11 protein-coding genes and 3 pseudogenes are annotated in these 13,787 nt (G+C 34.4%); 7 read left to right on the top strand and 7 right to left on the bottom strand.

The window, feature by feature from the left end:
• Positions 1 to 8 precede the first annotated feature (8 nt).
• The 4 genes from tatC to KFD70_RS22780 all read right to left on the bottom strand — a co-directional run bounded on the left by tatC (position 9) and on the right by KFD70_RS22780 (position 3,944).
• Complete coding sequence (gene tatC / locus KFD70_RS22795; protein ID WP_420792379.1) at positions 9 to 737, bottom strand: twin-arginine translocase subunit TatC; 729 nt, start codon at positions 735 to 737, stop codon at positions 9 to 11.
• A gap of 71 nt (positions 738 to 808) precedes the next feature.
• Positions 809 to 1,012, bottom strand: a complete 204-nt coding sequence (locus KFD70_RS22790) for a twin-arginine translocase TatA/TatE family subunit (protein ID WP_336454018.1) — start codon at positions 1,010 to 1,012, stop codon at positions 809 to 811.
• 184 nt (positions 1,013 to 1,196) lie between these two features.
• Entirely contained in the window at positions 1,197 to 2,612 is a 1,416-nt protein-coding gene (locus tag KFD70_RS22785; RefSeq protein WP_336454017.1) for an amidohydrolase family protein, read from the bottom strand.
• Positions 2,613 to 2,723: 111 nt separating this feature from the next.
• Positions 2,724 to 3,944, bottom strand: coding sequence for an amidohydrolase (locus tag KFD70_RS22780; protein WP_336454016.1), 1,221 nt, complete (start codon positions 3,942 to 3,944; stop codon positions 2,724 to 2,726).
• A 201-nt stretch (positions 3,945 to 4,145) separates the two neighbouring features.
• Between KFD70_RS22780 and KFD70_RS22775 the strand changes: the two genes are divergently transcribed.
• Complete coding sequence (locus KFD70_RS22775; RefSeq protein WP_336454015.1) at positions 4,146 to 5,027, top strand: LysR family transcriptional regulator; 882 nt, start codon at positions 4,146 to 4,148, stop codon at positions 5,025 to 5,027.
• 417 nt (positions 5,028 to 5,444) lie between these two features.
• On the opposite strand, the gene KFD70_RS22770 is transcribed toward KFD70_RS22775, so the two are convergent.
• Together KFD70_RS22770 and KFD70_RS22765 are read right to left on the bottom strand one after the other, a co-directional pair.
• A complete protein-coding gene (locus KFD70_RS22770) occupies positions 5,445 to 6,602 on the bottom strand; it encodes a sensor histidine kinase (RefSeq protein ID WP_336454014.1) in 1,158 nt (385 codons plus the stop codon).
• Positions 6,592 to 7,287, bottom strand: coding sequence for a response regulator transcription factor (locus KFD70_RS22765; RefSeq protein ID WP_336454013.1), 696 nt, complete (start codon positions 7,285 to 7,287; stop codon positions 6,592 to 6,594). Before KFD70_RS22765 ends, KFD70_RS22770 begins: the two co-directional genes overlap by 11 nt.
• 169 nt (positions 7,288 to 7,456) lie before the next feature.
• On the opposite strand from KFD70_RS22765, the pseudogene yqeK reads away from it, so the two are divergent.
• The 6 genes and pseudogenes from yqeK (at position 7,457) to KFD70_RS22735 (ending at position 11,209) form a co-directional block, all read left to right on the top strand.
• Positions 7,457 to 8,100, top strand: a pseudogene (gene yqeK / locus KFD70_RS22760) (bis(5'-nucleosyl)-tetraphosphatase (symmetrical) YqeK).
• Between the two features lie 29 nt (positions 8,101 to 8,129).
• Positions 8,130 to 8,288: pseudogene (locus tag KFD70_RS22755) on the top strand (DUF3885 domain-containing protein); the annotation flags it as partial.
• A gap of 33 nt (positions 8,289 to 8,321) precedes the next feature.
• Positions 8,322 to 9,026, top strand: a complete 705-nt coding sequence (gene mtnN / locus KFD70_RS22750) for a 5'-methylthioadenosine/S-adenosylhomocysteine nucleosidase (protein ID WP_336454012.1) — start codon at positions 8,322 to 8,324, stop codon at positions 9,024 to 9,026.
• Positions 9,027 to 9,057: 31 nt separating this feature from the next.
• A complete protein-coding gene (locus tag KFD70_RS22745) occupies positions 9,058 to 9,693 on the top strand; it encodes an SDR family oxidoreductase (protein WP_336454011.1) in 636 nt (211 codons plus the stop codon).
• Between the two features lie 26 nt (positions 9,694 to 9,719).
• Positions 9,720 to 10,568, top strand: a pseudogene (locus KFD70_RS22740) (GNAT family N-acetyltransferase).
• Positions 10,569 to 10,738: 170 nt separating this feature from the next.
• Complete coding sequence (locus KFD70_RS22735) at positions 10,739 to 11,209, top strand: SRPBCC family protein (RefSeq protein ID WP_336454010.1); 471 nt, start codon at positions 10,739 to 10,741, stop codon at positions 11,207 to 11,209.
• Between the two features lie 879 nt (positions 11,210 to 12,088).
• Here the strand turns inward: KFD70_RS22735 and KFD70_RS22730 are convergent.
• Positions 12,089 to 13,774 (bottom strand): M3 family oligoendopeptidase, encoded by a 1,686-nt coding sequence (locus KFD70_RS22730; protein ID WP_336454009.1) that lies wholly within the window; start codon positions 13,772 to 13,774, stop codon positions 12,089 to 12,091.
• Between the last annotated feature and the right edge of the window lie 13 nt (positions 13,775 to 13,787).

Here is a 13,787-nt window from a genome sequence, read left to right as displayed (position 1 = left end):
TTGAAAAATTAAACATATTCGTATGTTTTTTTGTTCCTTTCTTTAGCACTTAGCTGCCGTTTGTATACAAATTTAGATAAGCTGAGGCTTCCCTCATATAAGAGTAGTAACGGTATAGCTACAAGGAAATCTGATAGAAAATCTGGCGGCGTAATTAAAACTGCAACGACTATTAATAGAAAATAGGCGTATTTTCTAATTTTTTGCAGACGGTATGGATTGATAATTCCCAAACTTGTTAAAAACATAATAACAACTGGTAATTCAAATAGAAATCCAAAGGGCAAAGTCATATGAAGCAAAAATTGGAAATACTTCTCCGCTGTAAAGAAAGTAGTAAACATATCATTTGATAGTGATATTAAAAAATTTAATACAAGAGGAAGTAAAATATAATAACCAAAACTAATCCCCAATAGGAATAGAATCAAAAGTGCTGGAATATAAGCGATTGTAACCTTTTGTTCTTTTGGTGTTAACGCTGGACGTACAAACAACCAAGTTTGATGTGCAGCAACTGGTATAGTAACCGTGCCGGCAGCGATTGCGGAAATTGTTAAATAAACGAGTAAGATATCACTTGGTCCTAATAGAGCTAGCTTAAATGGCAAATCTTTGACCAGTGTATGATAAATATCTTGTACATATATAAATGTTAGTATAAAAAACAGCAAAAAAGCAACTAAAGTGATAATAATACGTTTACGTAACTCTTCAAGGTGCTGAACGGTTTTCATATTTTTATCTTCCAATATTAATCACCCCATGAAATAGGAGATGTAAGACATACTCTACATCTCCTATTCATCTATTTGTCTAGTTTTTCTTTCTTATTAAGATTTTTTTGTAACTCATCTGTGTCATCTGTGATAAGATCTCTAGTAGATTTTTTAAATTCTCTTAATGTTGATCCGAATGCTCTTCCTAGTTCCGGTAACTTAGAAGGGCCAAAAATAATCAGGGCGAGTATTAAGACGAGTAATAATCCTGGGATTCCAATATTCTGAAACATAAGATCCTCCTTAGTATTGAATTTTATAATTCCTTTTACATGCTTATAGCAATGTTAGGAAACATTTCGGAAAAAGCATCTTTAGGTGGAAATTATTGTGTAGTTTTTCCGCCTTTCATTCATTTTCATTTACTCGGTTGCATACCAAACAAAGCTTTGTCAATTTTATTCGTATTCGCATCGATTAGTTTTTTGCTTTATCAAGAGAACCCGCAGACAGAGTACCTTTATGTAGCACGGCAGCGCGCTTTGGCAGCCGGGCTACTGCTTCGGCCGAACAGCTTGCTGGAACGAGTACGGCGGTAGCAGCATCGCCAACCTTTGGCCAAACTTGCTTACCGGACTCATCTAATGGCGTAATGCCACCGGTAGCAAGAGAAAGTGCGCGAGACAAGTTGTATTCGTAGGACCATCCATACAGCTCTGCAGCAAGATGGGCTTTTTGCAGCGTGTCACCAATCCCGAGCGGGGACCAGTGATCTGTAATACTGTCATTGCCAAGCATGACATTCACCTTTTGCTTTTGAAGAAGTGGAATCGGCATCGTATTTTTGCCTATTGGAACAGTTGACGCAATCGAGATGCCCAGTGAAGCAAGGCGGTTTGCCATTTCGATGTCGGCGCCGGCTGTCAGCGAGGCGAGAGAGAAGGCGTGGCTGATTGTCACTTTGCCCTGCAGACCGGCTTCTTCAGTTAAATCTGCTAATCGACGAATTGCTTTCAAGCCTGTATCGCCGCCTTCATGAAGGTGAATATCAATGCCTGCCTTGTAGTCCACCGCAATTTGGACCATAGTTTGCAGCGATTTTTCCATATCTACGTCAACCAAAGTTGGATCTAATCCGCCAACATGTGTCGCTCCGAGTTGCATAGCTTCTCGTAGCAATCCCTCTGTATTGGAACGAAGTAAGCCGTGTTGAGGGAAGGCGACAATTTCGTACGATAGCTTATCTGAATAGTTCGCTAAGGCGCGCTTTAAACTCTCGAGATTTTTGAGGCCAACGACGGGATCAATGTTGCAGTGACTTCTGGCAAATGTTGATCCGTAGCTGAGAATCAATTCAATTAATTTTTCCGCACGCTCTTGGGCAGTTGGCAGCAATTCAAGTAGCAGCGTCTGTTCAACTTCAATCATGTCAAAAATGCTTTTTCTTTGACTTGCAGCTCTCCAAGGACCACCAAAAAAAGTTTTATCCAAATGAATATGCATATCTTTAAAGGAAGGAAGCAGCAGCATGCCTTTTGCATCATAGCGATCGATATTCTTTTTATAAGGAACTTTTGTATCTAATATTTTTGTAATAATACCTTTATCGATTTGAATATTGCAGAGTACGGTATCTGTTGCGACAACCTGACCATTTTCATATCTATATCCGCTTTCTAATCGCACATTCAACAGCATGTAGGAGCTATTTTTTTTCGGGTTTTTGATGTTGTGATCATCTTTCTTTTCTTTTGCGTCTGCGCTTACGCTTACAGTTTCAGGAACAAATAATCCCATTGCGTCCGTGACGCCGAGAACTGCTGTAGCCCCTCCAATTTTGCAGACGTTACCTAGAAACTTTCTGCGAGAAAAACCTTTGTTTTCTTGATCCATCTGGAACTTCCTCCTTTTATAAGCTTTGCATGGAACCTAAATAAGATATGCATTTTATCACCTAATCGCTGCATTAAAATAAACTATCAAGCTCTTGCTTTTCCCACTCAGTTAAAGTAAACCTGTAACGATTTTCCCTTTAAACATAGTGGCTGCGCGCTTTGCTCTTCTTGCAATAGCCTCAGCGGAGCAGGATGCTTCGACAAACACGATATTTGCATCGTCTCCGACTTGCGGCCAAACTTGTTTCCCTTCATGATTGAGCGGTGTCTTTCCTCCCGTAATAAATCCGAGAGTTTGTGCCAAGGACTGTTCATCTACCCAATTTGAAATTTCCGCTAAACGGCTGGTGCGTTCGAGAATATCACCGTTGCCAAATGGCGACCAAACATCAAAAATATTGTCACATCCGACGGCAACGTCCACGCCTCTACTATGTAATAACCCTACAGGAGGGAAACTTCTGTCAATTGGAACGCTCGTGATAATTGAAATTCCTGCATCAGCCAATAGTTCTGCCATCTCACTTGCTTGATGTAGCGGAATATCTCCTAGACCAAATGCGTGGCTAATAGCGACTTTTCCTTGCAGACCGGCTTCTTTTGTAAGGGTAGCTAGCCTTTTCATCGTTAAAATACCAAGATCATTGGCATCATGTAAATGTAAATCGATACCTGAATTTCCTTCAACAGCAATCTCAATCATCTCTTGTAATGATGCTTCGATATTCCCATCAACAGTCGCCGGGTCAACACCACCAACAAGAGAGGCACCTTGGCGAATTGCTTCTCTTACTAGATTCCCTGATTGCGTGCGCAATAAACCGTGCTGCGGGAAAGCAACAATTTCATAAGATAACTTGCCGTCAAATGTTTGTAATACCTTTTGAATAGCTTCTAAATTTTGCAAACCGATTTCTGGATAAATATCTACATGCGTACGAATATGGGTAGCTCCAGCTTTTAAGAAAGTCTCCAGTAGATGTTCCGCCCGCTCCTGAGTAGTAGTAGACAAAGAGGGAAGAACCTCTTTTTCCATTTCAAGTCGTTCAAAAATACTGTTTACAGGTGTTACTGCTCTCCAACGATCACCCACTATCGTTTTATCCAAATGACAGTGTTTTTCAATAAACGATGGAAGTATTAATAGCTGCTTCACATCTACTTTCGGTAGACGATCTTGAAAAGGTTCATCAGTCGTAACAATTTTTGCGATTTTTTCATTGTCAATAAGAAGGTGGTAAGAGCCTGTTTTTGTTCCTATAACGGTACCATTTTCAACGTGATGACCGTTTTCTAATTTGGCATTTATTAACCAAAAAGCGGAGTCCATAGAGTATCCCGTCCTTTCTTTTATAAATAATTAAAATGGTCTTTTTTCCCTTGAGGAATTCCAATAAGTCAGGGAATATTACAAGAGAAATCTAAAAAAGATTCATAAGATTATGATAAACTAAAGAAGAATATATGAAAAATATAAAAAAAATTAATTTCACTTAAGTTTTTCGTATACACAAGGGAGTGTTTTCTATTTATGGATATAAGACAACTGCGTTATTTTATTGCGATTGTAGAGGAAAGACAAATTTCGGCTGCTGCTCATAGGCTTCATATTTCGCAACCTCCGCTCAGCCAACACTTAAAAGCGATGGAACAGGAACTAGGAACTAAATTGGTTGAGAGATCCGGAAAATTTTTAGAAGTAACGCAAGCAGGTCAAGCTTTATATAAATATGCATTAAAAATGACGCAGTTATTAGAAGAAGCAAAATCGGAAGTAAAAGAAGTGGGGAATGGAATAACAGGTAGGCTGACACTTGGTGTCAATACTTTATCAGTAGTCGAATTACCTCACTTGATGCAACAATTTCATGAAAGGTATCCTAGAGTTACGTATAAAATTCAACAAAATGAATCAGCTCAGCTTTGTCAGCTAGTGAGAGATAGAGTAGTAGAGTTGGCGATCATTCGCTTGCCGCTGATGTTGGACGACTTTTCTGTTATCCATCTTCATACAGAACCGTTCTATTTTATTACTTCAAAAAAACAGCAATTAGCTAATCATAAAGTTACTTTGGAGGAGATAAAAAAATTACCATTAATCTTGCCTAGTACAGAGGGATTAGGGGTATACAATATGATTTTGGATTTATTTTCTAAATATCAGTTATGCCCGAATATCATTGCTGAATGTTCTGATATATCTGTTCTATTAGATTTAGTTGCGTCTGACTTTGGAGCCTCCATCGTTCCGGAAACCGTAATTCAGCGATATAAAGATTATCCTATACAAGCTTTTCAAATTGCTGATACAGATTTAGCGGCCTCTACAGGGTTAATTTGGTTGAAGTATCATGAATTATCAAGTATCGCTCAAAACTTTGTTAATTTATATAAGTTTATATTGAAAAAATGACATATGTGTAAAGTTTGAAAAAACTATATAAAGCAGCGATTATCACTGAAGCAGAGACTTCTCAATAAAGCAAATTTTCAATTCTTATTAGGTAATCATTTTGATTACAGTAAATAATGGTTCAGAGGCAATAACCCTACATATTCATATTTTAATATTTTACAACAAAGGGAAGGGACTATCATTTCTCCAATAGCTACCAGAGGGGATGATAGAGAGGAGGGAAAGTAAAGAGCATTTCCTTGAAATCGTGAAACAATATATATTAGATGACTCAGAGTATTAAAATGCCAGTTAGGATGATACTATCTCGAAATGATTCTTTTTGAGATAGTATCATTATTTTGTTGTATTAAAAAATACAATACTTTTTTTGTTTTAGTAGATAATTTATTTGGTTATTGAGACGAAATATTTTTATTGTTTATATGGTAGAAGCTTTACAGTAAATATTGTTTTTTCATCATTGCTATATACTTCAATCGTTCCATTATGAATCTCTACAATACTTTTGGCGATGGCCAAACCAAGGCCTGATCCTCCCGTATATGTAGAACGGGATTTTTCAACACGATAGAAACGTTCAAAAATATGTGGTAAATCTGTACTTGGGATAGGCTGGCCGTAATTGGTAATATCGATTGCAATCATTTTACCGTTTTGATACGCTGTTATATCAATGAATTTCCCATCATTTCCATAAGTCATCGCATTCATAATTAAATTTTCAAATACACGTACCAATTTATCTCCATCAGCAAGTACCATTAGTTTTTCTGACGGAAATGAAGGTCTACATTCAATATTCGCTTCTTGAAATTGCATACGGAATTGAACTGATAGTTGACCAAGCAATTCAATTATATCAATAGGTACAGTATTTAGTTGTAACTCTTTATTTTGAACACGGGTATATTCAAATAAGTCATTCATTAACATGTTTAACCTGGTTACCTTATCATAAATAACTTGAATATAATGACGTAATTCTACTTCATCCCTGTAATTATCATGATGAATGAGATTAACATAACCAACTATGGACGTTAACGGTGTCCGTAAATCATGTGATACGTTTGTGATCAGTTCACTTTTTGCTTGTTCGGTTTGACGCTCTTCTTCAATCGAAATTTTTAACTGTTCTACAATGCGATTAACACCAGTTGCTAAATCTTCTAAATAATCATGTTGTAAAATAGATACTTTATGATTAAAATTACCATCTGCAATATAACGAATTTCTTCAATCATTTGCTTTATACACACTTCATAATATAGTTTTTTTTCGTGGCGATAAAAAATATAAACATAGAATGAAAAAATGGAGAATAAAAACAGATAGGATCCCATCATTGTCCAAAGAGACTCTTTTAATCCCCTATACTTTTCGTATCCGACAATCCTGACAAATTCTCCACTTAATGCTGTTAATGTAAGGGAACTATCAATTACACTTGTAACAAGACGGGATATGACAACCTCAGTAATTGGTGTAAGTAAAATAGAAACTAAAAGCCAAAATGCAATTTTCCATTTTGGGATGACCTTCAATATATCAAACGTTTCATTTTTCAATTTTATAACCCACTCCCCAAACAGTATGAATGAGTTTTTCACTATTTGTTCCTGTTTCAAGTTTATCCCTTAAGTTGCTAATATGAACCATTACAGTTTTATTAGAACCATAACCATCTTCATTCCAAACACGTTCAAATATTTCTTCTGAACTAAATACTCTACCCGTATTACTAGCAAGTAAATATAAGATATCAAATTCAATAGATGTAAGTTTAATATACTCCCCATTTACTTTAACAGTATGATTATGCTTATGTATTTCCACAGAACGAATCCGAATAATCCCATCTTCTTGTATTTGCGACGCAGCGTACTGGAAGGAGGATCTACGCAATAACGCTTTAACTCTAGCGATTAATTCTAATGGATTAAAAGGTTTAATCATATAATCATCAGCACCTGTCATAAGACCTAGGATTTTATCCATATCTTCGGCTTTTGCGCTTAGCATAAGAATAGGCACCGTATTTTCTTCTCTAACTTGCTGACAAACTTCTAATCCATTACGCTTCGGCATCATGATATCTAAAATCATAAGATCAATTTGATGAAGCGAGAGCATATGTAACGCTTCATCACCATCATAGGCTTTATAAATGTTATAACCTTCATTTCGTAAATAAACGGCAAGCAATTCTACAATCTCTTTATCATCATCAATAATTAATATATTTCTTTCCATCGTATGTTTAATTCCTCTCTCTACATTTCATCATCATTAATATAATAACAAACATTTAGGTGTTTGGGAGTTAAGATTATATAAAATTTCATGTAACGTATGGGAAAGGATTTAAAAAACATATCACGAATAAAAATAAGAGGATGCTTTGTTTCTTATCATATATAGAATGTCAGTTTTGTTAGGAGAGAGTAACGTGTTACATAAAAAACTAGCTACATTTGAGCCAAGTGGAGATTGGGAAAAAGATATAAAATTTTTTTGTTAGAATATAATCATTTGTTTATTTATGAACATTCAGTGCGGGTTGCAAATGAGGCAAGGAAAATAGCAAAAAGATTTCAACTCAATGAAGAACAAGCTGCTATTGCTGGTTATTTGCATGATATTAGCGCAATATACCCTAATAATGAACGCATTAAAGTTGCTGAGGAATTAGGGATAGAGATATTACAAGAGGAACGAGAATTTCCCATGATTATTCATCAAAAAATCTCAAAGGTTATTGCAGCAGAGATTTTTAAAGTTAAGAATGAAACCATATTAAAAGCAATCGGTTGTCATACAACACTACAAAAAGATGCGTCTCAAATTGATCTTGTATTATTTGTTGCAGACAAAATAGAGTGGGATCAAAAAGGGACACCACCTTATATTTTAGAACTTCAGTCAGCTTTAGAAAAGTCCCTTGAGCATGCGGCTTTTGTGTATATTTCATATTTATGGGAAAGAAGAGAGACTCTTAAGGTTTTACACCCATGGCTAGAGGAAGCTTATTGGGATTTGAAATATAAAATAAATAGAATGGCTTAAAAATTAGAAAGAATGTAAGAATGAATTTAGATGTATTTTTTATAAATGTGACTAAAGATATTATTATGTTTATTTACGATGATAGAGGATGTGAGGTGATTGCGAAGAATAAAGAAATGATACGAGATTTATATATAAAATACAGAGAGTGGATTCCATGTTATGAAAGAGAAAGTATGGATGAATGATTCAAATGAAAATAGGAGGAAGTGAAAAATGTAATGAAACGTATTGCAATTGTATCAGCATGGGAACCAGAGCTTACATATTTGCATCAACATTATCCAAGTCATCGTGTAGAAAAACGAGCGGCTTGGGAATTTCATTTTCATTCTATAGATGAGTTAGAAGTAATATCTGTAATTACAGGCGTTGGAAAAGTAAACTGTGCGAGTTGCGTACAGTTACTAATAAGTGAATTTAAACCTGAACAGTTATTTATGACAGGTATTTGTGGAAGTTTATCCGAAAAAGTAAAAAATGGTCATATTGTTGTTGCACTTAATACTCTACAGCATGATGTAACAGCTGCGGGAACAGGAACAGATAGTTTCGATTTATATACTGGCAGAACAGCTCCTATTGAAACAACGCAATATCTCGTAAGGAAAATAAAAAAAGTACGCTCTTATGACCCAGTACATTTCGGGACCTTCATATCCGGAGATCAGCGTATTCGAAGTACGGAAACAAGATATTTATTACATACTGTATATGGTGCAATAGCTGTCGATCAAGAAGTAGCAGCTTTTGCATACGTATGTCATGTGAATAAAAAGCCTTTTCTTTGTTTAAAAGCAGCTTCAGATCAAGCGAATGATAGAACAGTAGAAGAACAAAAGATTTTTAAAATGTTCGCTTGTGAGAGGGCATGTGAATATTTACTTGCGTTTTTACGTGTATACGAAGTAACGACAGTTCGTTAATACATTAATGTTTTATTAAAGGAGCCTAGTCATGCAAATAATAAATAAAATAGCAATTATCGGCGCAAATGGAAAGGCTGGTAAATACCTTGTAACTCAAGCACTACAAGAAGGGTACTTTGTCCGTATTCTTACACGAAACCCACAAAAGTTTAAAATATCGCATAAACATTTGGAAGTTGTAAAAGGAGATGCACGCGACCTGTCTGCAATACGTCAGTTACTGCAAGCTTGCGATGCTGTTATTAATGCAGTGGGGCAGCCTAAAAAAGAGTCATATATATTTAGTACAGTTACAAATCATATTTTAGAAGTAATGAGAGAATACAGGATCAAGCGATATATTCTTATTTCTGGAGGATCAATGGATGTACAAGGAGATGCTAAGAGTGTATTAAATAAAATAGGGGCAATGTTATTTCGTCTGTTTCTTTCAGATATGATGAAAGATAAGTATAAAGAACTGCAACTGATACGAGATAGTAATGTGAATTGGACGATTGTACGATTACCTTTTGTTGTAGACGGGGAAGGGATCGGTAAAATAAAAGAGAGTCTCAGAGATTTACCAGGAATTACGATTCAAAACGGAGATATTGCGCCGTTTATTATAAAACAAATTCATGATGAAATGTATAGTGGGAAATGTCCATTTATTTCAAATTAGTAGGAAAGGTAGATGGAAATTTTAATATGATTCAATATAAAAAGTGTAGCGAAGTAAATATCGATTTCGTATACGAAGCTTTTCGAGATGGTTTTTCTGATTATCTTATAAAGATGGAAGTTTCAAAAGAAGACTTCATAAAAAGATTTTTCGGTCCAGAAGGAAATAAACTTGAGCATTCTCATATTGCATTAGATGAAAATAAACCAGTCGGTGTTATACTTGGCGGAATCAAAAACTATGAAAGCATACAAACAATGAGATGCGGCACATTAGCGGTTCATCCTGATTTTCGCGGGACTGGCATTAGTCATAAATTATTTGAACTTCATAAAGAAGAAGCGATAAAAAACGGATGCCAGCAGCTTTTTCTTGAAGTCATTGTCGGTAATGATAGAGCGATTCAATTTTATAAGAAGCTAGGGTATGAAAAAGTATCTGATCTGTCTTACTATAATTTAAAGGAACTTTCTAATTTGACAAGTCAGACTCTACAAAATGTTGAAATAAAGCAAACTAAGTTTAGCGAATTTCAAAACGGAATACAAAAATGGTTAAACTTCCATATAAATTGGTAAAATGATATCGATTATATAGAGAAAACTGAAAATACATATTATGGAGCCTATATTAATAATGATTTAAAAGGATGTATATGTACTAGTGCTAATGGTAAAATTAGTTGTTTGTTTGTTGATAAAGAATATAGAGGCGTTGGAATAGCTACAAGTCTGTTGCAAACAGTGAGTAAAGAATTACAGCTGTCCAGTCTTTCTATTGGATTTCCTAATAATGGTTTACTTGAAGGGTTTGTAAAAAAGTGTGGATTCGAAAAAAGTTCGTTGGCTCAGTATGAAATGTATTATACATTGTAACGTTTAAATGAAAATAGAAAAATCCTTCAGTTTCATACTTTAAGCGAAACTGAAGGATTTGCATTTTTATAGAATCATATGTTTTTTATTTGCTTTTTCATGTGTTTGATGTGATACTAAAATATAGCGAACGTATGTTCTTTAAAGCGGATTTAATTGGAGGTATGATAATGTTAGCTCTAATAGAGAAAATAAATAATGAATATGTAGCCCAATTTAGTCGCCCATTACATTATTCGGTAGAACAAGTTTGGGCTGTATTAACAGAGAATGAGAAGCTAGCAAGATGGATGCCGAACCTTCACATAGAGGATTTGCGAAAGGGAGGTATGATAAAGTTTGATATGATGGATGGTTCTGAAGAATGCATTGATATCGATATTTTGGAATGTCAAATGAATTCCGTATTGGAATTTACTTGGGGAGAAGACCGAGTTCGATTTGAAATACATAAAAATCCTGAAGGTCGTCTATTGATTTTAAGGGAGTTCATTCATGAAATAAACAATCACACCCCAAAAGACTTATCTGGATGGCATATATGCTTAGAAATGTTTTCTTCCGTATTAGATGGACATGATATGAAGTTTCCAAAAGATGAGTGGGAAAAATGGTATGAAAGATATAAAGTTAGTAGTTAATAAAATTAGAAATAAAGACGTAAATTAATTATATTATTATGTAATAATTATAGGTTAAAAATATGTTTATCAATAAATAAAAATATTAGAAGAAGTGTTAATAATGATAAAAATACAGAAAAGGTGTGGGGAAAGTTTGTTATCAGATAAAAAAATGAAGGGATAAACGAAACAGCACATGTATTGTGATTTTTTTGTTTAATCATGATAATCAACTCGCTTTAGAACTGTTTAATGAAGCTGAGAAAGAAAGTGATTCTGAAACACTCGAACCAGCCATTGAAACGATCACCTATTGTCGTAAGAAGAAATGCGGTCATAGGGATGAGTCTGTCCACAACCTTTTGGAGGCATTGAGAATGATCATTCTTGACTGTTAATTGATTGGAAAATTGAAGAGGGGTGTTCCTTAATGACAAATAGTAGTATGGATCCGAGGGTGCCTTTTTAATAATCTTTCAGTCTTAACCTACATACTATTTTGTGAATAAATGTTTGTTTCTATATGCAACTAAATTGGTAATGGCAAGCGCTATTCCACACGCAATGAAAGTTCCTCGAACACCGACATAGCCACCCGAGCAATCCCATTAACAGTGAGGTTATGCCAAATGTACCTGTTGTAACAGTTCCGATAGAAGTATAGACAGTTACTAATTGTTCTTTTGGAACGCTATTTCAGCAATTAGAAAAAAGTGTACCGGATACTGATTATAAGTAGAGTGTATTTCTTTACAGACTGTTGCCGAGCATTAAATTTACTTCATGAAAGATAAGGTTTCTATAATTTTTTTATGTAAACTTAAATTAATAAACTTAGACCCTAATTTTAAAATTAGGGTCTAAAGATAAAGGAACATGCATCGTATTCTTAATTACTTATATTTTTTCTAGTAATTCTAATTCTTCTTCTACAAAACTTATTACTTCTTTTATTGTTTCACCAGAAAAATCAAATTGAATTCCAGCGGCTTCATATATTTCTTTTACAGATTTAGAGCTACCTAAAGATAAAGCTTTTTTATAGTTTTGTAATGCTTGCTGAGGATTTTCTTTATATTGTTTATACATTTGCAGAGCGCCAATTTGTGCAATTGCATACTCAATATAATAAAAAGGCACTTCAAAAATATGCAGTACAGATAGCCATTGTGCGACTATCCAACTTTCATACCCATCTGTATTTACTGTGCTTGAATTATATGTTGTAGAGAGCTCTAAAAACTTAGCATTTCTTTCTTCAGCGGTATGATTTGGATTCTCATACAACCAGTGTTGAAATTGATCAATGATTAGAGTAATTGGTAAATACTCTATAATTTGTGTTAATTGTTCTTGCTTAGCTTGCTTGAGATCTTCTTTATTACTATAAAAAACATCCCAGTTATCCATTGTGAATAATTCCATTGTCATACTTGCTAATTCAGCAGTCTCCATTGGTAAATGTTGATATTGGTGTATTAAAATATCTTTCATTAAATCATGATGAATACAGTGACCCATCTCATGTAAGAAAACAACAGTATCATCTTGTGTTTTTGTTAAATTCATAAAAATAAATGATAACTTAGATAGGGGCAAATATTCACAGAATCCACCTGGTGCTTTTCCTTTTCTACTTTCTAAATCTAGATGGTTATGCATCTTTTCTAGAAGAGCTGAAAAGCTTGAATCAAGCTTAGTAAAAAGCGCTTTACTTTTCTCTATTAATTCCTTTTCATTTTTTACAGGTTGTAAAAGTTTATGGTCTGCAGGTACAGCACGTATATCCCACGGACGTAATGTATCTACCTGAAGCTTTTTCTGTAATTCCTTATGAATTTTTTCTTGAAGCGGTACAACGTATTTACGAATAGATTCAGCAAATTGATTACATTGCTCAGCAGTGTAATCAAAACGCTCATATTTTTTAAACATGTAGTCACGATAATTCGTTAAACCCACATTTCTAGCTTTTATTGTCCGAATAATAATTAAGCGATTTAAGATTTCTTGAATCTCATTTTCTACGGATAGAAATTTTTCAGAGATAGCAGTCATTGCTTTTTGACGAATGCTTCGATCTGGATCTTGTAGATAGACATTTAATTCAGACAGATTTACTTCTTCACCATTCCACATGGAAGCGAGGTTACCAGTGATTTCAAAATATCTTGTTATCAACTCATCTTCAGTAATTTCTAAACTAATATTTTCTTCGTTAAAGAGTTCTCTAGTATTTTTAATTTTTTTATCTAAGAATTCAAACTGAGAAGGATTTAACTGTGAGCGGTAGGGTGAGTCATAATATTTTTGGTCTAATAGATTTTTATAACGTTTTAATATAGGCTGTACGTACTTTTGATTAAAGTCAACAGTGTTTTTTGCCTCTATATCATTCGTATTTCGTTGAAAGGCGATATAATGTTTCATAAGTTGTTCATTGATAGAATTTAAAGTCTGTGATTGTTGTATTAACCAATTCTCAAGCTCTTGACTAGAAGATATTGATATATCTAATAGTATATCCAATTTTTTTATTAATTCATCTATATTACTAATATTGATAGGTATTGTCTGCTGCATGAAATATCCCTCA

It is taken from the genome of Bacillus pfraonensis, from assembly GCF_050768835.1.
In the GTDB taxonomy this organism is placed as follows: Bacteria; Bacillota; Bacilli; order Bacillales; family Bacillaceae_G; genus Bacillus_A; species Bacillus_A pfraonensis.
Note: the sequence above shows the minus strand (reverse complement) of the source record. Positions and strands in the feature narration are given on the sequence as shown.

Bases quoted from the DNA above. Each gene is read 5' to 3' on its own strand.
- KFD70_RS22765 (WP_336454013.1), bottom strand. From the start codon at position 7,287: ATGGAAAGAAATATATTAATTATTGATGATGATAAAGAGATTGTAGAA.
- KFD70_RS22745 (WP_336454011.1), top strand. From the start codon at position 9,058: ATGCAAATAATAAATAAAATAGCAATTATCGGCGCAAATGGAAAGGCT.
- mtnN (WP_336454012.1), top strand. From the start codon at position 8,322: ATGAAACGTATTGCAATTGTATCAGCATGGGAACCAGAGCTTACATAT.
- KFD70_RS22730 (WP_336454009.1), bottom strand. From the start codon at position 13,774: ATGCAGCAGACAATACCTATCAATATTAGTAATATAGATGAATTAATA.
- KFD70_RS22775 (WP_336454015.1), top strand. From the start codon at position 4,146: ATGGATATAAGACAACTGCGTTATTTTATTGCGATTGTAGAGGAAAGA.
- tatC (WP_420792379.1), bottom strand. From the start codon at position 737: ATGAAAACCGTTCAGCACCTTGAAGAGTTACGTAAACGTATTATTATC.
- KFD70_RS22735 (WP_336454010.1), top strand. From the start codon at position 10,739: ATGTTAGCTCTAATAGAGAAAATAAATAATGAATATGTAGCCCAATTT.
- KFD70_RS22780 (WP_336454016.1), bottom strand. From the start codon at position 3,944: ATGGACTCCGCTTTTTGGTTAATAAATGCCAAATTAGAAAACGGTCAT.
- KFD70_RS22785 (WP_336454017.1), bottom strand. From the start codon at position 2,612: ATGGATCAAGAAAACAAAGGTTTTTCTCGCAGAAAGTTTCTAGGTAAC.
- KFD70_RS22790 (WP_336454018.1), bottom strand. From the start codon at position 1,012: ATGTTTCAGAATATTGGAATCCCAGGATTATTACTCGTCTTAATACTC.